The sequence below is a fragment of the Janthinobacterium pasteuri genome (assembly GCF_051380775.1).
Classification (GTDB): domain Bacteria; phylum Pseudomonadota; class Gammaproteobacteria; order Burkholderiales; family Burkholderiaceae_D; genus Janthinobacterium.
Map to the genome: position 1 here is coordinate 243437 of NZ_JBNYXS010000002.1, position 22677 is coordinate 266113.

Sequence of the window (22677 nt, forward strand, 5' to 3'; positions counted from 1 at the left end):
ATCGCGGCGCTTGCGCCTGGGAAAAATGCGATGGTAGACGCCATTATACAGTCGATGCGGCAGTCGATGCGGCGCTGCAACACGGCCCCGCGATTGCCCTATATGGGCCGTGGCGCCGCCTTGCTTATCTCTGCCGGGCCGAAATGCAGGCCCAGGCGCAAGGCCAGGGCGCGCAGGGCGCCGCTTTCCTGCTGGTGCAGGGCCAGAGCGATATGGCCGTCGGGGCGCACGAGGTAAGCCGCGTCGCGGCCCAGGCCGGCCAGTTTGGCGGCGACATTGAAGGTGTAGCAATGCACCGGCAGCTTCAGCACGCGCGCCTCGGCCAGCAATTCGGGCGCCGCTTCGCCATAGATGTGCAATTGCCAATCCATGCTGCGCAGGGCCGTGAAATTATCTTGCGTGCCGTCCGAGAACCACGGCAGGCGGTCGCCGCCGCGCAGGTATTGCGCATGGCCTGCGGAAAGGGCGCTGTCTTCATAGCTGATCCGGATTTGCGACACGGTCTGGAACAGCAAACGGCGCGCCCGCCCGAAGCCGGACAGGAAGGGCAGCGCGTGCGGTACCAGCCAGCGGCGCAGGAATTGCCCGGCGATACCCTGCGCGACGATGGCCTGGAAGGCGCGGTCGGTGGTGGCGACGAGCTTGCGGGCAAACACGATGCGCTCGCTTTCATAGGTATCGAGCAAGGCGTCGTTGCTTTGGTCACGCAGCTTTTGCGCCAGTTTCCAGGCCAGGTTGACGGCGTCGCCCAGGCCCGTGTTCATGCCCTGGCCGCCCACGGGGCTGTGCAAATGGGCCGCGTCGCCGAGAATGAAGCAGCGCCGTTTGCGAAACTGGCCCGCCACCCGGTGATGCACCTTGTACGTGGAAAACCAGTTCACGTGTTCAACCTGGATGCCCAGCAAGGCTTGCACCTGTTCGCGCACGTCGTCAAACACGGGCGCCGGCGCGCCGTCGGGGCGGTCGGGCAGGATGCCGATCAGGCGCTGCATGCCGCTGGTGCGCACGGGCAGCATCAATGCAAACGAGTTCGCGCCCAGGTGGGCGTGCAAATCCGTATTCTTGCCGGCCACTTGCGCATCGGCCACGTAGTACAGGTGGTCGTAGGTGCCGCCAGAGAACGCAAAGCCGGCGATTTCGCGCACCTTGCTGCGGGCGCCGTCGCAGCCGCAGATGTAGTCAAACGTGCAATATTGGCGTTCGCCATCTTTCAGCAGGATGGCTTGCACTTCGCTATCGTCCTGCGTCCACAGGTCCAGCGCGACATTCCATTCCACGTGCACGCCGGCCGCCGCCAGCTTGCTGATGAGAAAGCGTTCATGCTCGTCCTGTGGCAGGCTCAGCACGAAAGGGTAAGGGCTCAAGCCTTCGCCGATCTCGCCCAGCGCCAGTTTCACCAGCTCTTCGCCGCCTTCGTGGATGTGTATGGCATTGATCTTGATGCCCAGGCTGACCAGCTCGTCGGCAAAACCCAGCTGCCGGTAAAACTCCAGCGTGCGCGCATGCACGGCCATGGCCCGCGACGCCTGGCCCGGACCGCTATTGCTGTCGATGATGCGGCAATCGACGCCATGGCGCGCCAGGCGCAATGCCAGCATGAGGCCGGTAGGTCCGGCGCCGACGATCAATACGGGAGGGGTATTCATGCCATCCAGTATAGGACAGGATGAGAAGCGGGGGCGCGATGATTGAAGTTGCTCGTCAGAAAAGAAAATGTCCCGCCGAAGCGGGACATTCAGGCCTTACTGATACTGCACAACGCAGTGATTAAATGCCGCGCAGCAACTCGTTGATGCCCGTTTTTGCGCGGGTTTTTGCATCCACACGCTTGACGATGACGGCGCAGTACAGCGAGTACTTGCCGTCTTCCGAAGGCAGGTTGCCCGAGACCACGACGGAACCGGCTGGCACGCGGCCATACGTCACTTCGCCCGTGGCGCGGTCGTAGATCTTGGTCGACTGGCCGATGTACACGCCCATCGAGATGACCGAGTTTTCTTCGACGATCACGCCTTCGACGATTTCCGAACGGGCGCCGATGAAGCAGTTGTCTTCGATGATGGTCGGGTTAGCTTGCATCGGTTCCAGCACGCCGCCGATGCCGACGCCGCCGGACAGGTGGACATTCTTGCCGATCTGGGCGCAGGAGCCGACGGTGGCCCAGGTGTCGACCATGGCGCCTTCATCGACGTAGGCGCCGATGTTGACGTAGGACGGCATCAGCACGACGTTCTTGGCGATGAAGCTGCCGCGGCGGGCGACGGCTGGCGGCACCACGCGGAAACCGCCCTTGGCGAAGTCTTCGGCCGTGTAGTTGGCGAACTTGGTCGGCACCTTGTCGTAGAACTGCATCGTGCCATCCGATGGCAGGACGACGTTGTCTTCCAGGCGGAACGACAGCAGCACGGCTTTCTTGACCCACTGGTTGACGACCCAGTCGCCCGAGGTTTTTTCCGCCACGCGGATGCTGCCGTTGTCCAGGCCATTGATGACGTGGGAGACGGCGTCGCGCAGTTCGGCCGTGCCGTTGCGCGGATTGATCTCGGCGCGGTTTTCCCAGGCCTGGTCGATGATGGTTTGCAGTTGTTGGCTCATGATGATGTCTTGTTTATGTAGGGTTAATGCGTGGTTGATGCGGATGCGGAAAGCTGCTGGCAGAATTTTACTATGCGCAGTGCCGCTTCCAGCCCTTCGGCCGTTTCGGCCACCAGGGCCATGCGGATGCGGTTGCGGCCCGGATTGATGCCGTGCGCGTCGCGCGCCAGGTAGCTGCCAGGCAATACCGTCACATTATATTCGGCGTACAGGCGTTGCGCGAATTGCGTGTCGGACAGTCCCGTGCGGCTGACGTCGGCCCACAGGTAGAAGCCGGCGTCCGGCAATTGCACGTCCATCACCGCTTGCAGCAGCGGTGTGATGGCATCGAACTTGGCGCGGTACTTGGCGCGATTTTCCTCGACATGGGTTTCGTCGTTCCAGGCCGCGACGGAGGCCGCCTGCACGGCAGGGCTCATGGCGCCGCCGTGGTAGGTTCGGTAGAGCAGGAATTTTTTCAGCACTTCCGCGTCGCCGGCGACAAAGCCCGAGCGCATGCCCGGCACGTTCGAGCGCTTCGACAGGCTGGAAAACACCACCAGGCGCGCATACGGACGCTCGATGGTGGACAGGCCCAGCATGTGCGCCGCTTGCAGCGCGCCCAGCGGGGGCGTGTCGCCGTGGTAAATCTCGGAATAGCACTCGTCGGCGGCGATGACGAAATCGTAGCGCTCGGACAGGGCGAACAGGTGTTCCCAGTCCGTCAGGGTGAGCACGGCGCCCGTCGGGTTGCCCGGCGAACACAGGAACAGCAGCTTGACCTTTTCCCACACGGATGCGGGCACCGCGTCGTAGTCGCAGCCGAAATTGCGCGTGGGGTCGGAATTGACAAAATACGGTTCGGCGCCGGCCAGGTAAGCCGCGCCTTCATAGATCTGGTAAAACGGATTCGGGCTGATCACCAGTGAACCGGCCGACGGATCGATCACCGTTTGCGCCAGCGCAAACAGCGCTTCGCGCGAACCGTTCACGGGCAGGATTTGCGTGGCAGGATTGAGCTTGGGGATGCCGTAGCGGCGTTCCAGCCAGGCGGCGATGGCGCTGCGCAAGGCTTCCGAGCCGATGGTGGTCGGATAGCTGGCCAGGCCGTGGATATTGTCGACCAATGCCCGCTCGATGAAGGCCGGCGTCGGGTGCTTGGGTTCGCCCATGCCCAGGCTGATGGGCGCATAGTCGGGGTTGACCGTCACGCCGGCAAACAGCTGGCGCAGCTTTTCGAATGGATATGGTTGCAGTTTAGCAAGAAGTGGATTCACGGAACGGACCAGGGCAAGAGTGGAAAGACGATGTGGCTAAGTGATTGCTGAGCGATTACTGAACGATTGCTTGGCGCGGCAGACTTGATGCCGGTCAAATATTCGGCTGCGTCTTTCATTATAGCCGTCCTCGCGGGCCCGCTGTGCAAGCCGCATCGGCCTGAGAGCTGCCCGGCTTGCCACGGCATGCCGCAGCGGGGAGTGCCGCGCCATGGCGCGGCAAGGTAAAATACGCTATGTCTACCTTACTTCCCACCCTGCTTGCTATTGAAACTTCGTCCGAACTCGCCTCCTGCGCCTTGTTGCGCGGCGATGTCGTCCTGTCCCGCGCCTCGTCTGGCGTGCGTACGCATTCCCAGTCGATCTTGCCGATGGTGCAGGAATTGCTGGCCGAAGCGGGCGTGACCCTGGCCGACGTGGATGCCATCGCCTACGGCTCCGGCCCCGGCTCGTTTACGGGCGTGCGCACCGCTTGCGGCATCGCGCAAGGCCTGGCCTACGGCGCCAGTCTGCCCGTCGTGCCCGTCGTCACCCTCGACGCCATGGCGCTGGCGTGCCACCAGCAGCATGGCGCGCAGCGTATCGTGACCGTACTCGACGCCCGTATGGGTGAAGTGTACTGGGCGCAATATGAGTACCAGGATGGCTTGCAGGTCATCGCGCCGCCGGCCCTGAGCGCGCCGGCCGGCGTGGCGCCGCAAGGCGATGTGGTTGGCTGTGGCAACGGTTTTGGCGCCTATGCCGATGCCCTGGCCGCGCTGCCATGTGCTGCGGGAGCGGACGCCGCCATCATGCCGCACGCCGTGCAGGTGGCGCAGCTGGCGCGCATCGCCTTTGCCGCTGGCCAGTTTGTAACGGCGGCCGAGGCGCAGCCTTTGTATTTGCGCAACAAGATCGCCTACACGAGCGCGGAACGGCACGAGATGCAACAGGCCAAGGCCGCTGCGGAGTCGGCACAATGATGGAGGAGGGCAAGGACGCTGTGACGCAGGACGACAGCGCGGGAGGCTGGGACTTGCTGCGCCTCGACTATCAACCGATGGTCGAAGGGGACCTGGTCGAAGTGCTGGCGCTGGAGCAGCGTGTGTATCCGCATCCCTGGACGCACGGCAACTTTGTCGATTCGCTCAAGAGCGGCTACCCGGCCTGGGTGCTGCGCGACGTGGACGGCACCCTGCTTGGCTATTTTCTGCTGATGTTGGTCGTCGACGAGGCGCACTTGCTCAACGTGGCCGTCGAGGGCGCTATCCAGGGGCAGGGCCTGGGCCGTTTCCTGCTGAACCAGTCCTGCGCCTGCGCGCGCCAATTGGGCATGGAATCGATGCTGCTGGAAGTGCGCCCGTCGAATGTGCGCGCGCTCGATATTTATCAGCGCTATGGATTTGAACAGATCGGCCGGCGCAAGGGATACTATCCGGCCAGCAACTCGCAACGTGAGGACGCCATCGTGATGCGTTATACCTTATGAGCCGCAGCGCTGTTTTCCTCGATGAAATGGGCGTTGGTCCGCTGTGGCGTTTGCGCCATGTGGCTGCGCCCGAGGCTGTCGACGCCGTTGCCGAGGCCCCTGTGGAGATGGAAGCCACCGTGGCGGCGCCCGTGGCCGCAGTCGCTGAATCAGTGGTTGAGGTCGTTGCCGAGGTAGCCGTCGAGGTGAGGGCCGAGGCGCCCGTCGCCGTTGCCGCTACGCCTGCCGCTACGCCTGCCGCTACGCCTGACGACACGGCCTGGTTCGACGACGCGCCGCCACCGCCACCGGCAAAACAGCTCGGCGATGCCGATATCGCCGCCCTCGACTGGGATGGCTTGACGGCTGCCGTCGCCAAGTGCGCGCGCTGCGACTTGTGCAAGACGCGCAAGGGCGTCGTCATGGGCCGTGGCGACCGCCAGGGTGCCTGGCTGATGCTGGCCAGCAGCCCGTCGCGCCTGGAAGAACGCGAAGGGCGCGCCTTGCCTGCTGAACAGGGCAAATTGCTCGACAATATGCTGAAAGCCATCGACGTCGATGCGGGCAGCGATGTGTACATCACCCACTTGCTGAAATGCCGTCCGCTCGACGAGGCTGGCCAGGAGCGCTTGCCCACCGAATTAGAGTCTGCGGCCTGCCGTCCGTACTTCGAGCGCGAACTGGCCCTGCTGCAGCCGCGCACCATCGTCACCCTGGGGTCGATGGCCGCAGCCGGCATCAATCCCGGTGAAAAACCCGTGCGTGGCAAGGTGCGCCAGCTAGGCAATGCCTCGGTGGTGGCCACCTTCCACCCGGAAATGCTGCTGCAGGACGAGACGGGCAAGGCCAAGGCGCGTGCCTGGGCCGACCTGTGCCTGGCGAAAAGCACGCATGCCGGCGGCTGACCCGGCCAGCGGCACTTTCCAGGCCCGCTTCGAACGCCGCTGGGGCCATCTGACGCATCCCCGCGTGCGGGCGCTGGCCTGGCTGCTCGATTCGCCCGATTTGCTCGACCCGGCCAGCGCCCACTGGGGCGGGCGCATCGCCAGCCTGGACCCGGTCACGCCTGCCGTGGCGGCCTGGCTGGGGGCGCTGCAGGATGACCCGTCGCCGCTCGATGCGGCGCTGGGTAGCCGGTTTTATTCCCGCCTGGGCCTGTATGCTGAAAAGCTGCTGGCCTTTTATTTTGAGCAGCAGGGGGTATTGCAAGCGCATGGCTTGCAAGTGCAGGTGAACCGCAACGACACGGTGGGCGAGTTCGATTTTTTGCTGCGTGACGGAGATGGCTTGCTGCACTGGGAATTTGCCACCAAGTTTTACCTGCTCGAAGGCGTTCCCGATCCCGGCGTCTTCAACCACTTGATCGGCCCCAATCTGGCCGACACCTTGGGATTGAAGATGCGCAAGATTCTCGACAAGCAACTTGTCTTGTCTCGCCATCCGGCCGCGCAATGCCTGCTGGCGCACCCCGTGCGCGCGGCGCAGGCGCTGGTCAAGGGCTGGCTGTTTTATGCGGCGGGCGCCACGCCTGCCATGGACGGCATTTCCCCGGAACACGGATATGGCTTCTGGTGCACGCCGGCGCAACTGCCCGAGCAGCGCTATGTCGTGCTGCCGCGCTTGCAATGGCTGGCGCCGTTCAAGGGGCAAGGCGTGGAAGTGCTGGACGTCGAGGCCTTGCGCTCGCAGTTGTTTGATCTGGCACAAGCGGTGATGGTGGCCACGGTGGACAATGTCGACGGCTGGGAAGTGGAGCGCACGCGCGGTTTTATCGTGCCGCATGACTGGACGGAGCAGGCTGGCGCGCGGCGGCTGGCTGGCACGCTACCTGCATAATCCTGTACCACCCTTAATGTTTTTGCTCGCCAATCAGCGACAGATTGTCGTGTTCCAGCTGGTTCAGCTTGTGCCTGCGCATGATCATGTACATGGTGCCGGCGACGAACAGGCCGAACAGGGTGATGATGATATTGAGCGGCAGGTGCAGGCGGATCATGATCGAATACACGGCCAGCATGGTGAGGATCGACAGGTTTTCATTGAAGTTCTGCACGGCGATGGAGTGGCCCGCGCTCATCAGGACGTGGCCGCGATGTTGCAGCAGGGCATTCATGGGCACGACGAAAAAGCCGGACAGGGCGCCGATCAGTATCAGCAGCGGGTAGGCGATCCACACGGAGTGTACTTGCGTCATCATCATGACGATCACGCCCATGGCGATGCCCAACGGAATGACGGTCAGCGACTTGCGCAGCGGAATGAAGCGCGCCGACAGCACGGCGCCGGCGGCCACGCCGATGGCAACCACGCCCACCAGGCTGGTCGCCTTGTCGAACGGCATGTTCAACGACTGCTTGGCCCATTCCAGCACGATCAGTTGCAAGGTGGCGCCAGCGCCCCAGAACAGGGTGGTCACGGCCAGGGTGATCTGGCCCAGCTTGTCTTTCCACAGGATGGAATAGCAATTGGCAAAATCGGTGATCAGTTTGATAGGATTGCGTTCCTGGTGCGGATACACGCAGCCCGTGTCGGGAATCTTCAGGTTGGCCAGGGTTGCCAGCACATAAATGCCCACCACCACGCACAGTGCCGCTTCCGTCTTGTTGGCGATGCCCGTGTCGATCAGGGGGATGTCGATGGACAGCAGCATGTCGGACACGTGGCCGCTGACGAGTGCGCCGCCCATGACGGTGCCCAGGATGATGGAGGTGACGGTCAAGCCTTCGATCCAGCCATTCGCCGCCACGAGTTTTTCTGGCGGCAGCAGTTCCGTCAGGATGCCGTACTTGGCGGGCGAATACACGGCCGCGCCAAAACCCACGACGGCGTAGGCCAGCAAGGGGTGGACATGGAAGAAGACGAGGGCGCAGCCGAAGATCTTGACCATGTTGGCGATGAACATGACCTTGCCTTTCGGCAATGCATCCGCGAAGGCGCCGACAAAAGCGGCTAACAGCACGTAAAACAGCACGAACGACAATTTAAGCAGTGGCGTGATCCACGCCGGGGATTTCATGGACACCAATAAATCGACGGCGACAAAAAAGAGGGCGTTATCTGCCAGCGAGGAAAAGAACTGCGCCGCCATGATGGTATAAAAACCACGATTCATTCTGGATTGCCTGAAATCATATCTGGCTTGCTTTATACCACGAAAAAACGGCAAACCCCAAGTTTGCAAGGGGCTGCTTCGCATCGTCTTGCCTAAGCGAAGTTTAATTTTTCTGCCGTAGAAAATACATCACATGTGAATATTTTGTAAATAATGTCCTCTGCACACGATCGTGGGCGTCTGCAGTGTCCGCTTACTGTGCATCCGTTAAAATACGGCTTTCCCACCCGCCGTGAACGACGCATATGCCCAGGCCCCTCATCGCCACCATCCATCTGGATGCCATGCAACAGAATCTGGCGCGCGCGCGTGCTTGCGCCCGCGGCGCCAAGGTATGGGCCGTCGTCAAGGCGAATGCGTATGGCCACGGCCTGGAACGGGCCATGCGGGGCTTTGCCGGCGCCGATGGCCTGGCGCTGGTCGAGGTCGACTACGCCGTGCGCTTGCGCGAACTGGGTTGGACCAAGTCCATCTTGCTGCTGGAAGGCTTTTTCGACCCCAGTGATTTACTTGTCATGGCGCAATACGGCTTGAATGGCAGCGTGCATTGCGAAGAACAGATCGCCATGCTGGCAGCGGCGCGCCTGCCACACGCCATCGATGTGCACCTGAAGATGAATACGGGCATGAACCGCCTGGGCTTTACGCCGCAAGCCATCGCCGCCGCGTATGCGCGCCTGCGTGCCATGCCGCACATCGGCACGATCACCGTGATGACACATTTCGCCAATGCGGACGAGGCGGCGCCCACGCGCTTGCCGCTGGCCCAGCAGATGCTGCGCTTCGAGGTCGGGGTGGCCAGCATCGGTACGGCCTTGCCGCGCAGCCTGTGCAATTCGGCCGGCTTGCTGCTGCACCATCTGGACAGCGACTGGGTGCGCCCCGGCATCATGCTGTATGGCGGCACGCCCAGCGGCGCTCCCGGCGGCACGTCGGCGCAGGCGTTCGGCTTGCTGCCCAGCATGACCTTGCGCAGCAGCATCATCGGCATCCAGGATATCGCCGCAGGCGAAGTGGTGGGCTATGGCAGCCGCTACGAAGCGGCCGGCAATATCAAGGTGGGCGTGGTGGCCTGCGGCTACGCGGATGGCTACCCGCGCCATGCGCCCGAAGGCACGCCCGTGCTGGTCGACGGCGTGCGCACGGGGCTCATCGGCCGGGTATCGATGGACATGCTGATGGTGGACCTGACCCACGTGCCGGGCGCAAAAGTTGGCAGCAGCGTGACCTTGTGGGGCCAGGGCATGCCGATCGACGACGTGGCCCTGGCCGCCGGCACCATCGGCTACGAGCTGATGTGCGCACTGGCGCCCCGCGTGCCCGTGGTCGAAGCCACACAGTGACGCCGCCCCGCCGTTTGTATATACTGTGAATTCACTGTATATATAAACAGCAGTATCACCTTACCCGGGCAAAGTACACCATGGCAAAAGTCAAGACCATCTACACCTGCAGCGATTGCGGCGCCATCAGTAATAAATGGATGGGGCAATGTACCTCGTGCAACCAGTGGAATACCATGGTGGAAACCCTGCCCGAGACGGGCGGCAACAACCGCTATTCGAACCCGCAGCACATGTCGCTGGCGCAGACGGCGCCCGTGCTGTCGCTCGACGATATCGACGCCATCGACGTGCCCCGCTTCGGCACGGGTATCGAGGAATTCGACCGCGTGCTGGGCGGCGGCATGGTGGCCGGCGGCGTGGTGCTGATCGGCGGCGATCCCGGCATCGGCAAGTCGACCCTGCTGCTGCAGGCGTTGGCCAACATGTCGCACCACAAGCGCGTGCTGTATGTGAGTGGCGAGGAATCGGGAGCGCAGATCGCCCTGCGTGCCAAGCGCCTGGTGATCGATGCCAAGGAACTCAAATTGCAGGCGGAGATCCAGCTGGAAAAGATCCTGTCGACCTTGAACGACCTGAAGCCGGAAGTGGTGGTCATCGACTCGATCCAGACCGTGTATTCGGACGCGCTCAGCTCGGCGCCTGGTTCCGTGGCGCAAGTGCGCGAATGCGCGGCGCAACTGACGCGCGCGGCCAAGCAGACGGGCGTGACCATTATCCTCGTGGGCCACGTGACGAAAGAGGGCGCGCTGGCCGGCCCCCGCGTGCTCGAACACATCGTCGACACGGTGCTGTATTTCGAGGGCGACGCCCATTCCAGCTTCCGCCTGGTGCGCGCCATCAAGAACCGTTTCGGCGCCGTCAATGAGCTGGGCGTGTTTGCCATGACGGAAAAGGGATTAAAAGGCGTGTCCAACCCGTCCGCCCTGTTCCTGTCGCAGCACGACAACCAGGTGCCCGGCTCCTGCGTGATGGTGACGCAGGAAGGCACGCGTCCGCTGCTGGTGGAAATCCAGGCCCTGGTCGATACCAGCCACTTGCCGAATGCGCGCCGCCTGTCCGTCGGCCTGGAGCAAAACCGCCTGGCCATGCTGCTGGCCGTGGCGCACCGCCACGCGGGCATCGCCGCGTTCGACCAGGATGTCTTTATCAACGCGGTGGGCGGCGTGAAGATTACGGAGCCGGCGGCCGACCTGGCCGTGTTGCTGGCGATTAACTCGTCGATGCGCAACAAGCCCTTGCCGCGGGGACTCGTGGTGTTTGGCGAAGTGGGCCTGGCCGGCGAAATCCGTCCCGCGCCACGGGGCCAGGAGCGCTTGCGCGAAGCGGCCAAACTGGGCTTTACCCTGGCCGTGGTGCCCAAGTCCAACCTGCCCAAGCAAGCGATCGAGGGCCTCAAGGTCATCGGCGTCGAGCGTATCGACGAGGCATTCAATAAACTGCGCGACCTGGAGTAAAAGTTGGCATGGTATAAATGCCAAGTTTGAGACAAGTCAAACAGAATTTCCGTTTAGAACTATAATATTTGTCCGACGGATGCGTCTCATGCATCCGCATCGACAATGCATAGCCAGAGAAGCGGAATATAGTGTCAGTTGAGCAAAGGCAGGGCGCACGCAAGATATTGCGTGCCAAGGCAATGCTGGTAATCGATGGCGCGGGCCCTGTGGCGGCGCGCACCCTCGATGTGGGGCCGGGCGGCATGGCGGCCGTCATCGCTGAGCCGGTGCCGACAGGCAAGCAGGGCAAGGTGCTGTTCGAGTTGTTTTACGATGGCTCGGCGCACATCATGGAGGCGCGCGTGTCCGTCTCGCACTGCATTTTCAGCAGTGCAGGTTTCAAGGTAGGACTCAATTTTCTGCAGCTGGACATGGCTGTCAGCAGCGCCATCTCGAAATTCATGCGCTGAGGCAAGCCCGAAGATAAGCGGCAAGTGAAATGCGCTAAAATGGTGCATATGGTTTTGCAGTCAGGAAAAACTTGTTCTGTTCGCTGTTTTGATATTTCGGTAATACTGCATAATTATCAACCAGAAGAGGGACCTTGCCGCGCCACGCGCGATTGATGTCCGTTTCCAGCGCAGCGCGGTCATGACCTGAACCGTGTGCCATGACCTTACACCCGACGGGAATGCCTACCATGTTTAATTCGACCATCAATAGCAGGGCTTACACCAACAACACGCAGCAAACGACGCAGGGCAATATCTCGGCCGATGTGTATGCCAAGGTGGAACGCCAGATGCAGTCGCAGAACACAGGCGTCGTCAAGCTCAATGCCAACCTGGCGCGCGACCAGGCCAAATTCTCGGGCCTGGGCCAGTTGCAATCGGCGCTGGCGAAATTCCAGGCCGTGGCCAAGAACATGGCCGGCAGCGGCCTGGCCACAGCGGCCACGTCCAGCGCCAAGGATGTCCTGAGCGCCACCACCACCGATAAGGCTGTCAGCGGCAGCCATGAGCTGAACGTCAAGCAGCTTGCGCAGGGGCAGACCTTGCTCAGCGGAGCGCAGAAATCCTCGAGCGCGGCGATCGGCACGGGTGCGCCGGCACTGGTGAAGATCGAAGTGGGCACGACCGACGGCAAGCAATTTACCCCCGGCAGCGGCAAGATCATTTCGCTGACCATCGACAGCAGCAACAATAGCCTCGACGGCATCGCCGCCGCGCTCAAGCAGCAAGGCATCGACGCCAGCGTGGTCAAGGGCCCCGATGGCTATTCGCTGGCCCTGCATGGCAAGAGCGGCGCCGACAGCAGTATGCGCATCAGCGTGTCCGGCGACGCGGCCGTCAGCAACCTGCTCAGCTATGCGCCCGGTTCCAGCAAGGGCCTGCAGCAAACGGCCGCCGCACAGGATGCGCTGCTCACCGTCGACGGGAAGGACATCAAGAGCGCCACGAATACCTTGACGACGGCTGTCGAGGGCACCACCATCGAATTGAAGAAAAAAGGCACGACCGACCTCGTCATCGCCAAGGACAGCAGCCAGATCGCCAGCAACGTGGCCAGCTTCGTCACGGCCTACAATGAACTCAACACCAAGCTGCAAAGCCTGCAGCAGGGCGATTTGAAGTCCGATACAGCTTTGGGCCAGGTGCGTTCGCAGATGGAGCAAGTGCTGCGCACCGCCAGCACGGGCGTGCCCGCTTCCATACTGGGCAGCGCTGGCGTGACCCTGGGCAAGAGTGGCGAGCTGGTGCTCGACGATAAAAAGCTCAAGGCCGCCATCGCAGCCGATCCGGATGCCGTCAGCAAGTTGTTTACGAATAACGGCAAGGGCGTGGCGGACCAGTTCTCCAGCAAGATCGGTGAACTGACGGGCGAAACGAGCATCATCCGCAAGGAAGTGCAATCGGTGGGCAAGGACATCACTACGCTGACCAACAAGAAAGCCGTGCTGGCCAAGGCACTGACGGCCCAGGCGCAGGCGCTGGTGAAAGCGTATTCTGCCCAGGAGCAGATGGGTACGAACTCGGCTTTGCCGGGCTATACCGGTAAAAATTCGCTCTTCGACTTCATGGCTTAAGAGCGTTCGCCCTGCGCAAAGAAGGCCGATGGCGAACTGCCGAAAGTCTTCTTGAACATGGCGGAAAAAGCCGACTGGCTGGCGTAGCCCAGTTCTTCGGCTACCTGCGACAGCGGCACGCCGCGCGCGATCATTGGCGCCGCGTGCGCCAGGCGCACCTGCTGGCGCCACTGGCCAAAACTCATGCCCAACTCCCGTTCGAACAGCCGCGCCAGGGTACGCTCCGAGGCGCCGACCTGCTGCGCCCAGTGTTCCAGGGTCTGGTTACCGCCCGGTTTCTCGATCAGGCTGTCGCACAGGGTTTTCAGGCGCTTGTCGCCAGGCAAGGGAACGCGGATGGGGCGCGTGGCCGAGCGTTTCAATTCATCGAGTATCAGTTCGGCCAGCAATGCCTCGCGCGCCGGTTCCTGGCCCGGGTCCAGTTGTTCCAGCGCCAGGATCAGCTGGCGCAGCAGGCTCGACACTTCCAGTACCTTGCAGTCATGTCCCGCAAACGGCGCGCGCGCGGCATGGATGCACAGGGGGCGCAAGCGGGTTTTTTCCAGTATCGTGACGGCATGCTCGACGTTGGGCGCGATCCAGATGGCGCGCATGGGTGGCAGCACCCAGCTGCTGTTGTTGGCGGTGATGCGCAGCACGCCTTCGAGCGCCATCGTGACCTGGCCCCAGGGATGGCTGTGCGGTAATAAAAATTCATCGGGCTGCAGGTCGCGCGCGATCATCGTCACGGGAATCGTCGCGCTGGGCGCTTCCCGCGGCGGACACATGCGGGTATGGTGGAGGATAGGGACACCCATCAGCTTGGCCTTAATTCGATAAATTATGTCGTTCTGTCGGAAAACAGACGATGGTATTTTGCATACACTTGAGCTTCATCAGTATAAGACAGGGTATGACATGATAACAACTAACTCGGCAAGCCACTTGCCACCGCAGTCACCGCCAACCTTGCGCAGCGATGCGCGCGTCATCGCCCTGGTGGGACTGGCGCATGGCGTGTCGCACTTCTACCATCTGATCCTCGCGGCCCTGTTCGTCTGGCTGAAACCTGCCTTCGGCCTGTCGTATGCGGAACTGGGCCTGCTGATGACGGTGTTTTTCATCATTTCGGGCGTGGGGCAGGCGCTGGCCGGCTTTGTCGTCGACCGCTTCGGCGCCCGCGCCGTGCTGTTCTCCGGCATATTCCTGCTGGGCGTGTCGGCGCTGGCCCTGTCCACCGCGCACAGCTATGCAGCGCTGATGCTGGGCGCCATGCTGGCCGGCATGGGCAACAGCGTGTTCCATCCGGCCGACTACACCATACTCAACCAGCGCGTCTCGGCGGCCCGCGTGGCTTACGGCTTTTCCGTGCATGGCATCAGCGGCAATATCGGCTGGGCCCTGGCGCCCCTGTTCATGACGTATGTTGCCACTCAGTATGACTGGCGGGTGGCGCTGCAATGCGCGGCCGTGCTGCCGTTTGGCGTGCTGCTGATCCTGTTTTTGAACCGCCACGCCATCCGCCCCGAGCCTGTCAGGAAGGCCACGCCGGGGCTGGCCGCCAGTGGCGAAGGCACGCTGGATTTCCTGCGCCTGCCGGCCGTGTGGATGTGCTTTGCCTTCTTCTTCATTACCGCCATCGCGCTGGGCGGCATCCAGAGCTTTGCCAGCGTGGCCCTGGTCAAGCTGTATGGCATGAGCCTGGCGCTGGCCACCAGCGCCTACACGGCTTATATGCTGGCTTCGGCCGTGGGCATGCTGGCAGGCGGCGTGGTGGGCGCGCGCAGCAAGCAGCCGGACCGCAACGTGGCGATCGCCTTTTCCGCCGCCGCCCTGTTGGCCGTGCTGCTGGCCATGGCCGTCGTGCCGGCCTGGGGTGCAGTGGTGCTGATGGGCGCCATCGGCCTGACGTCCGGCGTGGCGGGGCCGTCGCGCGACCTGATGATACGCGCGGCTGCACCCAAGAATGCCACGGGGCGCGTGTATGGCGTCGTGTATTCGGGCCTCGACAGCGGCCTGGCCGTGGGGCCCCTGTTCTTTGGCGCGCTGATGGATGGCGACCATCCGGCCCTGCTGTTTGTCTTCATTGGCGTGTTCCAGGCGCTGGCCATTGCCACGGCCGTGGGCGTGGGCGGTAAAACACGTGCCGCGGCGCTGCAAAAGGCATAGAATCGTTGCCATCTGTCACGAAAGGAGTTTCCATGACCTTTGCCACCACCGACCTGTGCGACGACTATGCAGCCATGCTCGACGATGGCACCCTGGCCGTGCTGCCGCCCGTGTACCGCGCCTTTGGCCAGCACGTGCGCTTCAGCGGGCCCGCCACCACCTTGCAAGTGTTCGAGGACAATGCCCTCGTGCGTAGCACCCTGGAAACGCCGGGCCAGGGCCATGTACTGGTGATCGATGGCGGCGGCAGCCTGCGCCGCGCGCTGGTGGGTGGCCAGCTGGGCGTGCTGGCTGAAAGCAACGGCTGGGCCGGCATCGTCGTCGATGGCTGCATCCGTGACAGCGAGGAAATCAACGTCTGTCAGATCGGCGTGCGCGCGCTGGCCACGCATCCGCGCAAGAGCAACAAGACGGGCGCCGGCCAGCGCGACGTGCGCGTGCAGCTCAGCGGCGTGGCCGTGCATCCGGGCGACTGGATCTACGCCGATGCGGACGGCATCCTGGTGGCGCGCCAGGAACTTGATTGAGCTATCGCCTTCCGGGAGGGGGAGTGCGTTTGAAGACGTTGCAAATTGTTCACATTAAATATATTTTTGCAAAGTTCTTTGATTTTCATCGTGGCTGAGATATGATTTCACTTAAGGTAACTTTAATATCAACAAAGCAAGGGAATCAGCTCATGAAAATCGCCACCATCGCAGCAGTTGTCGCTTTGTTTGCTGCAGGCACCGCCAGCGCCAGCCCCGTCAACCTGATTACGAATGGCAATTTTGAAACGGTCGATTCCGGCTACACCTTCGACAGCGGTTTTAAAGTCGTCAACAGCGGTTCGTCGGCCATCACGGGCTGGAGCGTGGGTGCCAGTTCCGTCGACCTGATCCGCAATGCCTACAATGCCATCAATGGCTACAGCATCGATTTGCTGGGCACGCCAGGTCCGGGTTACCTGTCGCAAAATTTCAGTGTCGTTGCCGGCCAGACGTATAACCTGAGCTTTGACATGGCGCGCAATTCCGGCGGCCCTGCAGGCCAGGGCGTGAGCGTCAATTTCGGCGGCGTGGCAGGCGATTTCTACTCGACGGCCGACGCTTCGAACACCTTGTACAGCAATACCCTGAGTTTCACCGCTGCCAGCACGGGCATGGCGACCCTGTCGTTTGCCAGCGCTGCCAAGGCCGGCACGCCGTTCGACAATTTCTCGGGCGCCGTGATCGACAACGTGTCCGTGATGGCCGCCGTGCCGGAACCGGAAACCTACGCCATGCTGCTGGCTGGCCTGGGCCTGATGGGTTTCCTGCGCCGCCGCAAGGCCGCCAAGTAAGTCCGGCGCTGTTCCATATCAAAACCGCCTGCTGCGTTGCACAGGCGGTTTTTTGTTTTTCAGGGGGCTTGCGTGCCGCGCGCGCAGCAAGCCCCGTTTTTCATAGAAGCGCAGGGTATCGCGGCTCAAGCCCGTCGCCTGCGCCATCTCGTCGATCTGCATGGTGGTTTCTCTCATAATTCGGACTGTTTCATCTGCTCATTCGCAGCTTGCTGGGCAGCGTGATGATGGTCTGGTCCGTGCTGCGCATGCTGGACCCGCAGCCGCGTTTCGGCCGTTTCGGCCGTTTCGATGCGACGGCGCGCCATCTGTTTGCCACCTGGATGGCGTGGGCGCTGCTGGTAACGGGCCAGCCCCTGCTGTGGCTGTTCCTCGTGCCGGAACTGGCCTGGGGCCTGGCGCAAAGCCTGTCGCTGCGCCCCCGCGAAGGCGCGCGGGGAGGGAGCCGCGCGAATCGCTGTTGAGATGACGATAACGAAATGCAATAATGGTCGTGCTTTACAGCAATAAACGACTCTAAGGGAATGACTATGCAGCAGAATGCCGCAGGAAAAAACATGGCGTTGCTCGATCCGGTGGTAGCGCCGCGCATCGCGGTGACGCGCCTGGTGACGGGCCTGCTGCAAGGCTTGCTGCTGTACTGGCTGTACAGCACGGCGCAAGACAAGGTGTGGCCCGCCACGGAAGCCTATCTGCTGGGGCCATTGATGCTGACCAGCTTGCTGCTGCCCATTTTGCTGGTCTCCAGCCTGGGCCACATGCCGGCCAAGCGCATCGCCCTGTGGATGGCGGGTGCTGCCGTCGTGCTGGCCGTGCTGGCCTGGCATGACGTGGCGCGCGGCGCCGAACACGTCATCTGGGGCAACTACAAGCCCGGTGCACCGCTGCGCGTGATTTCCGCCCAGCTGTTCGGTTTTTGCGTGGTGGGCTTGTATATCGCCCACGCGCTGGTGCTGGCCAGCGCCCAGGATGGCCAGCGCATCGCCCGCTATCCGACCTATTTTGAAATCGCCTGGAAGCTGGGCATCCAGTTGCTGTTTTCCCTGTTGTTCGTGCTGGGCCTGTGGCTGGTGCTGTGGCTGGGTGGGCAACTGTTCCTGCTGATCAAGCTGAGTTTCCTGAAAAAACTGCTGGGCCAGGCCTGGTTCGTGATTCCCGTCATCTGCTTCGCGTTTTCGTTTGCCATCCACATCACGGACGTGCGCCCGTCCATCGTGCGCGGCATCCGCACCCTGCTGCTGGTGCTGCTGTCGTGGCTGATGCCGATCGCTGCCGTGCTGGTCTCCGGTTTCCTGCTGACTTTGCCCTTCATCGGCTTCGAGCGCCTGTGGGCCACGCGCCATGCGGCGTCCGTGCTGCTGGGCATGGCCGGCGTGCTGGTGGTGCTGATCAATGCCGCCTTCCAGAATGGCGAAGTGGGCCATGGCGTGGCGCGCGGCATCCGCCTGGGCACGCGCCTGGCCTGTCTGCTGCTGCCATGGGTGGTGGGCATCGCCATCTATGCGCTGACCTTGCGCGTGATGTCGCATGGCTGGACGGCCGACCGCCTGATCGCTTGCGCCTGCCTGCTGGTCGCCACCTGCTACGCCGCCGGCTATGCCTGGGCGGCCAGCAAGTATGGCGACTGGCTGCACCTGATCGCCAACGTCAACGTGGCCACCGCCTTTGTCACCGTGCTGGTGCTGTTTGCCCTGTTCTCGCCGCTGGCGGACCCGGCGCGCATTTCCGTGGCCAGCCAGATGGCGCGCCTGGACAGCGGCAAGGTTGGCGTGGATAAGTTCGATTTCGAATACCTGCGCTTCCAGGGCGCCCGCTATGGCCAGGCGGCCTTGCAGGAATTGAGCAAACGCACGACGGGCTCCGATGCGGCTATCGTGCGGGCCCGTGCCGAGGCCATGCTCAAGCGCCAGAACCGCCTCGACGAGACGGGCGCGTTGAGCGACGTGTCGATCAACCTGACCCTGCGCCCGGCCACGGCGAAGTTGCCGGACAGCTTCCTGCGCCAGGATTGGACGCAAGTGAGCCCGGCCTGGCGTCTGCCCGCCTGTCTGAAGCGGGCAGGGCCGCAGTGCGATGCCTATCTGCTTGATTTCGATGGCGATGGCAAGCAGGACGTGCTGCTGATCAGCAATGATCCACGCGCCTCGTCGGTCTTGCTGGCGGAGAAGGAAGATGGCAGCTGGACTGCGCGCGGGCAAATCCCCGTGGACGCCCTGCGCTGCAAGCCCCTGCGCGAGAAACTGCAGGCCGGCCAATTCCAGCTGGTGCCACCGAAAGTGCGCGAGCTGGAAGTCGACGGCCAGCGCGTGCCGATGACTTTATATACGCCAGAGGACGAGGTAAGCTGCCCGGATGAAACGGCACCGAGCCCCTAAATGGCAGTGAAAGGACCTGGTGCGCTAGACAAAACCTGTTTTTTGTCATGAAGGCAGTGATTTCGTGCGCTGAGTCATTCTGACCGTCCGCGAACGGCTAGAAGCAGACGAAAGCGGTATGGAGCAAAACGATGCAGCAGACGCAATGGAGAGCCTCAGCATGGATCACATGACGGCCAAGTTTTATGAAAGCTACGTGCAACATGGCACGGTCGATTCAGAAGCGTCGTACAGCGCCATGTCTAAATATTTTCAAGCTGCTTTTAAAGAGGGCGACAAGGTACTGGATGTCGGATCGGGTTCCGGCCGAGACTTGGCGGTTTTAATAAAAAATGGCGTTGACGCCTATGGCATCGAACCCAATGAATCGATGCGAACATACTCTCTGACTAAACATCCCGAGCTGGCGGGGCGCGTGAAGCCTGGTCTGCTACCTATCACTCGCGTGCCATTCGGCGGACGTTTCGATGGCGTGCTGTGTAGTGCAGTGTTGATGCATATTCACGAGGACTGTTTTGTAGAGTCGTGGAAATCCATTCTGCAGGTGCTCAAGCCGACCGCGAAGGTACTATTCTCATTACCTTCGATGCACCCTGGTTTGCTTCGAGATCGTCGTGATCGAGATGACCGCTTTTTTGAAAACCACCACTCTGACGTTGTCGGCTCTATTCTGAGATCTTTTGGTTTTAGTGAAATAGACCTGGGCGTAGAAGCCACGTCCGTGTATCCCGACATCACTTGGACTATTTCTCTCTTCGAGTCCACGGCACCTAGTCCTGGTGGCATGCGCCAGACCACCTGACTCCCATGGCCAATGTCGCCATTGAGGCGGCATCGGACAACGACGGCAACCGGCCATAAGCAGACATACCACCTAACTTTCCCTCAGATTGAACTCGTAACATGAACCAAGATCCAACCCCCTACCTAGCGATGAAGCAGCGCGGCGCTTCTGCCGAGGAGGTATATCGAAAGGCCCGCGAGGATGGATTCAAACGACACGAATGTCTCCTTTTGATAATGGGTGCTTTCGACCTTGAGATGTCGGTAGCTCGCGACATTGGTCATGAGATTTGGCGAATAGAGCGGGACCAACATCTGTAAGCGGCCGCTTTGGGTCGGTTCCGGCCTGTCATGGTCCCCCATAGATTTTCAACCTGGCAACCTGCTATGCTGGCCCGAACGGCCGGGTTCGGCCAGCAGCAGACATAAACAAGGGAGGCATATGGCACTAGAAGCACTGGCGGAATTTATACTGCGACCTATACTTGAATTTGCTTTGCATGTAGCCGGTTACCTAACTAGTTACATTGTTGTGCCACTCCTCACCCTTGGCCGCGTTTTTGTCGAACCAGACAGGAAAGGCATGTGTTGTAAAGGCAATCGCCTTATGCGTCGGCCCGACGGGAAGTTTGTCATGAATGCGGAGCTAGGCGCTTTATCCGGTATCGTTTTCTGGATTGTGGTTGTGGCTGGCTTGTTCATTTATTATTCCAATACCTAATTCCGTGAATCTGCTCAAGACCGCTACAACGAACTTTTAAGTTAATGCCGGCAACGCGACTGCGTCGCGATCAATGTCCGCTTTGGGGCGGAACCTGATAACGACGGCAACCGGCCAGAAGCCGCCGTAAGTTTTGCATTTCCCAAAAAATTACCAAATCGACTTAATCTGAAGATAAGATGACAACTGCCTGGAAATTTCGTGACGCTCCCAATACTGCATGCTACACGACTACGGATGTATTAAATGGTTCGCCGGTCAAGCATGTGTACCATGATTACGATGGGGACTGGCAATTTCATGGAGTATCCGATGTAACAACGGTGAGTTCATTCCAAATAGCCTGTCTAGCAGAGATGATCAAATATAACGACTTGCTTACAGTCCTGCATGACTTGCCATACGGATGGCGAGCGGAGTGGAACGAACGCGCGCGAAATTGGGATCGATTTAAGGACAATCCGTTTCCCTCATTTGCAGAGAATGGCTATTACTTGGAAGATGCCGTTTGGCTTTCTGAGTATTTGACGGACATAAAGCCGCCACCTGCCGAAATACGGGAAAATCTTGACATTGCATCACACGTGAAAATCGTTTTTCGATTCGCCCATGAAGACTCTGATCGAGATGATGGCCAGTGTGAAAGATTGTGGGTAGAAATTACCGCGGTCGATGAGCAAAACGGGGGTTATATCGGCAGGATCGACAACGCCCCGTATCATGAAGCGGCTAGATGCGGCGACCTCGTCTCATTCCACTCTTTGCATGTGGCCGATCGTTATAGTGAAGAATGAGACGCGGTCGGAGCTATAGTCACTGCCGCAATACGATCTGTTAGCTGGTGCGTAAATGTCCGCTTCGGGGCGGTACCTGCCAACGATGGCAACCGGCCAAAAGCAGACGCAGCCAGTGAAATAATAAAATCGAAACTTACAAGTTATGAGACATATTAAAACATTGATTTACGTTTTCGCTGCCATCGCTGTGCCAGCACAAGCAGTTGAACGTTGGGCGCTCCCAGACCCCGATGAGATGATAAAGGCGTCGAATGTTCTGTGTGTTGACCAAGCAAAGTCGGCCCTAGTTGCTGGCTCGCTTCGTGCAAATGGACATGGTAGAGACGAGGTGCTTTCGTTGATACCTGAGGCCCCAAGAAGCCTCACGCTTCGCGTCGTAAGCGCAATGCGTGAGAGTGTCGAGGACACGTTCGATTATCCAAAACTCTCCTCCTACACACACTATTCTTTCCGTTCGGAGATTTGCCTTCGGGAGACTTTGGGTGCGGTGAGAATGCCGCGTCTTATCAGTATGCTTCCGAAGGTCGAGGAGTGCCAACACATTCATGGTTCAGATAAAAGTAGCGCACTGTTCCAGTGCATCCGGGCAGTAGTTCGAGATGCAGAGCCGCGCTAATTAGCTTCTAGTGCCTGCACCCGGCCAGAAGCCGCCATTCGCACCAATGTGACAATGTGTGAGTTTTTCCTCTTGGCAATTTCTTACTCTCTATTGCTGTTCGTAACCACGAGCACCCGTCATTTCTATTCCTAAAAATTTAAATAAATGAAGAAATCAAAAGGCTTTGCAATCGTCGCAGGTATTTTTGGCTTGAGTAGCGCTAGCCTCTGCCTGGACCACCAATATGGCGTTGCAGCCGGAGTGGCCGGAGTCGCTTTTTTGTATGCTGCCATTGCATACCGAACGAAAAAGACTGGGCAGTAGCTTTGGGACTTTAACGCCAGACACTGAGCTTTAGGCTCACTTGTACTTCCGCTTTGGGGCGGAAGCTGTCTCACATGAACGGCGGCAACCGGCCAGAAGCGGACGGTCGCGTTTTTAACTCTTCCTTTGGCCGAGCTTAGCTGCGCAGCTGATCATTTACCTTGGGCTACTCGTGAGAACAAATTTTCATTGCACCTCGATCGAAGATTATGGCAACGGCCGATTAGCAATTGTTCGTGGTTCATTATCGTCGGGAGCTGTGTCCCCAGGGATGTCACTTCAGATTGGATTGAGCGGCACATTTGGCATGACGGTTCCAATCACTGGCATAC

At 60.7% G+C, this 22677-nt stretch carries 22 protein-coding genes; 15 read left to right on the plus strand and 7 right to left on the minus strand.

What is annotated here, in order from left to right; all coding sequences use genetic code 11:
• Window positions 1-98: 98 nt before the first annotated feature.
• From ACQ4WN_RS03500 to dapC, 3 genes are all read right to left on the minus strand, one after another.
• Window positions 99-1646, minus strand: a complete 1548-nt coding sequence (locus ACQ4WN_RS03500) for an FAD-dependent monooxygenase (RefSeq protein WP_436550280.1) — start codon at window positions 1644-1646, stop codon at window positions 99-101.
• A 121-nt stretch (window positions 1647-1767) separates the two neighbouring features.
• Window positions 1768-2595, minus strand: coding sequence for a 2,3,4,5-tetrahydropyridine-2,6-dicarboxylate N-succinyltransferase (dapD, locus tag ACQ4WN_RS03505; protein ID WP_070223998.1), 828 nt, complete (start codon window positions 2593-2595; stop codon window positions 1768-1770).
• A gap of 23 nt (window positions 2596-2618) precedes the next feature.
• Window positions 2619-3851 carry a succinyldiaminopimelate transaminase gene (gene dapC, locus ACQ4WN_RS03510; RefSeq protein WP_436550281.1) on the minus strand — a complete coding sequence of 411 codons (1233 nt, stop codon included), beginning with the start codon at window positions 3849-3851 and terminating at the stop codon, window positions 2619-2621.
• A 236-nt stretch (window positions 3852-4087) separates the two neighbouring features.
• Between dapC and tsaB the strand changes: the two genes are divergently transcribed.
• From tsaB to ACQ4WN_RS03530, 4 genes are read left to right on the plus strand one after another with little or no spacing between them, the layout of a single operon-like run.
• A complete protein-coding gene (gene tsaB / locus ACQ4WN_RS03515) occupies window positions 4088-4813 on the plus strand; it encodes a tRNA (adenosine(37)-N6)-threonylcarbamoyltransferase complex dimerization subunit type 1 TsaB (protein ID WP_436550282.1) in 726 nt (241 codons plus the stop codon).
• A complete protein-coding gene (gene rimI / locus ACQ4WN_RS03520) occupies window positions 4810-5319 on the plus strand; it encodes a ribosomal protein S18-alanine N-acetyltransferase (RefSeq protein ID WP_436550283.1) in 510 nt (169 codons plus the stop codon). Before tsaB ends, rimI begins: the two co-directional genes overlap by 4 nt.
• Window positions 5316-6203, plus strand: a complete 888-nt coding sequence (locus ACQ4WN_RS03525; protein WP_436550284.1) for a uracil-DNA glycosylase — start codon at window positions 5316-5318, stop codon at window positions 6201-6203. Before rimI ends, ACQ4WN_RS03525 begins: the two co-directional genes overlap by 4 nt.
• Complete coding sequence (locus ACQ4WN_RS03530; protein ID WP_436550285.1) at window positions 6190-7134, plus strand: DUF1853 family protein; 945 nt, start codon at window positions 6190-6192, stop codon at window positions 7132-7134. Before ACQ4WN_RS03525 ends, ACQ4WN_RS03530 begins: the two co-directional genes overlap by 14 nt.
• Window positions 7135-7147: 13 nt before the next feature.
• Here the strand turns inward: ACQ4WN_RS03530 and lplT are convergent, their stop codons facing one another.
• Window positions 7148-8410: a lysophospholipid transporter LplT gene (lplT, locus tag ACQ4WN_RS03535; RefSeq protein ID WP_436550286.1), complete on the minus strand. Its 1263-nt coding sequence runs from the start codon at window positions 8408-8410 to the stop codon at window positions 7148-7150.
• Window positions 8411-8655: 245 nt separating this feature from the next.
• On the opposite strand from lplT, the gene alr reads away from it, so the two are divergent.
• From alr to ACQ4WN_RS03550, 3 genes are all read left to right on the plus strand, one after another.
• Window positions 8656-9753 carry an alanine racemase gene (gene alr / locus ACQ4WN_RS03540; RefSeq protein ID WP_436550287.1) on the plus strand — a complete coding sequence of 366 codons (1098 nt, stop codon included), beginning with the start codon at window positions 8656-8658 and terminating at the stop codon, window positions 9751-9753.
• 80 nt (window positions 9754-9833) lie between these two features.
• Complete coding sequence (gene radA / locus ACQ4WN_RS03545) at window positions 9834-11210, plus strand: DNA repair protein RadA (protein WP_101482026.1); 1377 nt, start codon at window positions 9834-9836, stop codon at window positions 11208-11210.
• Window positions 11211-11341: 131 nt separating this feature from the next.
• Complete coding sequence (locus tag ACQ4WN_RS03550) at window positions 11342-11662, plus strand: PilZ domain-containing protein (protein WP_436550288.1); 321 nt, start codon at window positions 11342-11344, stop codon at window positions 11660-11662.
• A 34-nt stretch (window positions 11663-11696) separates the two neighbouring features.
• Here the strand turns inward: ACQ4WN_RS03550 and ACQ4WN_RS03555 are convergent, their stop codons facing one another.
• Window positions 11697-11894 carry a hypothetical protein gene (locus ACQ4WN_RS03555; protein ID WP_436550289.1) on the minus strand — a complete coding sequence of 66 codons (198 nt, stop codon included), beginning with the start codon at window positions 11892-11894 and terminating at the stop codon, window positions 11697-11699.
• On the opposite strand from ACQ4WN_RS03555, the gene fliD reads away from it, so the two are divergent.
• Window positions 11893-13278: a flagellar filament capping protein FliD gene (fliD, locus tag ACQ4WN_RS03560; protein ID WP_436550290.1), complete on the plus strand. Its 1386-nt coding sequence runs from the start codon at window positions 11893-11895 to the stop codon at window positions 13276-13278. The two genes, ACQ4WN_RS03555 and fliD, sit on opposite strands and share 2 nt — an antisense overlap.
• On the opposite strand, the gene ACQ4WN_RS03565 is transcribed toward fliD, so the two are convergent.
• Window positions 13275-14075, minus strand: a complete 801-nt coding sequence (locus tag ACQ4WN_RS03565) for an AraC family transcriptional regulator (RefSeq protein WP_436550291.1) — start codon at window positions 14073-14075, stop codon at window positions 13275-13277. The genes fliD and ACQ4WN_RS03565 overlap by 4 nt on opposite strands.
• 100 nt (window positions 14076-14175) lie before the next feature.
• On the opposite strand from ACQ4WN_RS03565, the gene ACQ4WN_RS03570 reads away from it, so the two are divergent.
• The 3 genes from ACQ4WN_RS03570 (at window position 14176) to ACQ4WN_RS03580 (ending at window position 16747) form a co-directional block, all read left to right on the plus strand.
• Window positions 14176-15426, plus strand: coding sequence for an MFS transporter (locus ACQ4WN_RS03570; protein WP_436550292.1), 1251 nt, complete (start codon window positions 14176-14178; stop codon window positions 15424-15426).
• Between the two features lie 32 nt (window positions 15427-15458).
• Window positions 15459-15953, plus strand: coding sequence for a ribonuclease E activity regulator RraA (gene rraA / locus ACQ4WN_RS03575; RefSeq protein WP_436550293.1), 495 nt, complete (start codon window positions 15459-15461; stop codon window positions 15951-15953).
• 152 nt (window positions 15954-16105) lie between these two features.
• Window positions 16106-16747 (plus strand): choice-of-anchor C family protein, encoded by a 642-nt coding sequence (locus ACQ4WN_RS03580; RefSeq protein ID WP_436550294.1) that lies wholly within the window; start codon window positions 16106-16108, stop codon window positions 16745-16747.
• Window positions 16748-16765: 18 nt separating this feature from the next.
• On the opposite strand, the gene ACQ4WN_RS03585 is transcribed toward ACQ4WN_RS03580, so the two are convergent.
• The gene (locus ACQ4WN_RS03585; RefSeq protein WP_436550295.1) at window positions 16766-16924 is read right to left on the minus strand and encodes a MerR family DNA-binding transcriptional regulator; all 159 of its coding nucleotides are present in this window, start codon (window positions 16922-16924) and stop codon (window positions 16766-16768) included.
• 47 nt (window positions 16925-16971) lie between these two features.
• On the opposite strand from ACQ4WN_RS03585, the gene ACQ4WN_RS03590 reads away from it, so the two are divergent.
• From ACQ4WN_RS03590 to ACQ4WN_RS03605, 4 genes are all read left to right on the plus strand, one after another.
• A complete protein-coding gene (locus ACQ4WN_RS03590) occupies window positions 16972-17211 on the plus strand; it encodes a hypothetical protein (protein ID WP_436550296.1) in 240 nt (79 codons plus the stop codon).
• A gap of 93 nt (window positions 17212-17304) precedes the next feature.
• Window positions 17305-19122, plus strand: a complete 1818-nt coding sequence (locus tag ACQ4WN_RS03595; protein WP_436550297.1) for a DUF4153 domain-containing protein — start codon at window positions 17305-17307, stop codon at window positions 19120-19122.
• 118 nt (window positions 19123-19240) lie between these two features.
• Window positions 19241-19924 carry a class I SAM-dependent methyltransferase gene (locus tag ACQ4WN_RS03600; protein WP_436550298.1) on the plus strand — a complete coding sequence of 228 codons (684 nt, stop codon included), beginning with the start codon at window positions 19241-19243 and terminating at the stop codon, window positions 19922-19924.
• A gap of 881 nt (window positions 19925-20805) precedes the next feature.
• Window positions 20806-21420, plus strand: a complete 615-nt coding sequence (locus ACQ4WN_RS03605; RefSeq protein WP_436550299.1) for a hypothetical protein — start codon at window positions 20806-20808, stop codon at window positions 21418-21420.
• The last annotated feature ends 1257 nt before the right edge of the window (window positions 21421-22677 follow it).

Bases quoted from the DNA above. Each gene is read 5' to 3' on its own strand.
- ACQ4WN_RS03590 (WP_436550296.1), top strand. From the start codon at position 16,972: ATGATGGTCTGGTCCGTGCTGCGCATGCTGGACCCGCAGCCGCGTTTC.
- ACQ4WN_RS03530 (WP_436550285.1), top strand. From the start codon at position 6,190: ATGCCGGCGGCTGACCCGGCCAGCGGCACTTTCCAGGCCCGCTTCGAA.
- fliD (WP_436550290.1), top strand. From the start codon at position 11,893: ATGTTTAATTCGACCATCAATAGCAGGGCTTACACCAACAACACGCAG.
- ACQ4WN_RS03600 (WP_436550298.1), top strand. From the start codon at position 19,241: ATGGAGCAAAACGATGCAGCAGACGCAATGGAGAGCCTCAGCATGGAT.
- dapD (WP_070223998.1), bottom strand. From the start codon at position 2,595: ATGAGCCAACAACTGCAAACCATCATCGACCAGGCCTGGGAAAACCGC.
- tsaB (WP_436550282.1), top strand. From the start codon at position 4,088: ATGTCTACCTTACTTCCCACCCTGCTTGCTATTGAAACTTCGTCCGAA.
- ACQ4WN_RS03585 (WP_436550295.1), bottom strand. From the start codon at position 16,924: ATGAGAGAAACCACCATGCAGATCGACGAGATGGCGCAGGCGACGGGC.
- ACQ4WN_RS03595 (WP_436550297.1), top strand. From the start codon at position 17,305: ATGGCGTTGCTCGATCCGGTGGTAGCGCCGCGCATCGCGGTGACGCGC.
- ACQ4WN_RS03500 (WP_436550280.1), bottom strand. From the start codon at position 1,646: ATGAATACCCCTCCCGTATTGATCGTCGGCGCCGGACCTACCGGCCTC.
- ACQ4WN_RS03570 (WP_436550292.1), top strand. From the start codon at position 14,176: ATGATAACAACTAACTCGGCAAGCCACTTGCCACCGCAGTCACCGCCA.
- ACQ4WN_RS03555 (WP_436550289.1), bottom strand. From the start codon at position 11,894: ATGGTAGGCATTCCCGTCGGGTGTAAGGTCATGGCACACGGTTCAGGT.
- rimI (WP_436550283.1), top strand. From the start codon at position 4,810: ATGATGGAGGAGGGCAAGGACGCTGTGACGCAGGACGACAGCGCGGGA.
- ACQ4WN_RS03525 (WP_436550284.1), top strand. From the start codon at position 5,316: ATGAGCCGCAGCGCTGTTTTCCTCGATGAAATGGGCGTTGGTCCGCTG.
- ACQ4WN_RS03580 (WP_436550294.1), top strand. From the start codon at position 16,106: ATGAAAATCGCCACCATCGCAGCAGTTGTCGCTTTGTTTGCTGCAGGC.
- lplT (WP_436550286.1), bottom strand. From the start codon at position 8,410: ATGAATCGTGGTTTTTATACCATCATGGCGGCGCAGTTCTTTTCCTCG.
- radA (WP_101482026.1), top strand. From the start codon at position 9,834: ATGGCAAAAGTCAAGACCATCTACACCTGCAGCGATTGCGGCGCCATC.
- alr (WP_436550287.1), top strand. From the start codon at position 8,656: ATGCCCAGGCCCCTCATCGCCACCATCCATCTGGATGCCATGCAACAG.
- rraA (WP_436550293.1), top strand. From the start codon at position 15,459: ATGACCTTTGCCACCACCGACCTGTGCGACGACTATGCAGCCATGCTC.
- ACQ4WN_RS03565 (WP_436550291.1), bottom strand. From the start codon at position 14,075: ATGGGTGTCCCTATCCTCCACCATACCCGCATGTGTCCGCCGCGGGAA.
- ACQ4WN_RS03605 (WP_436550299.1), top strand. From the start codon at position 20,806: ATGACAACTGCCTGGAAATTTCGTGACGCTCCCAATACTGCATGCTAC.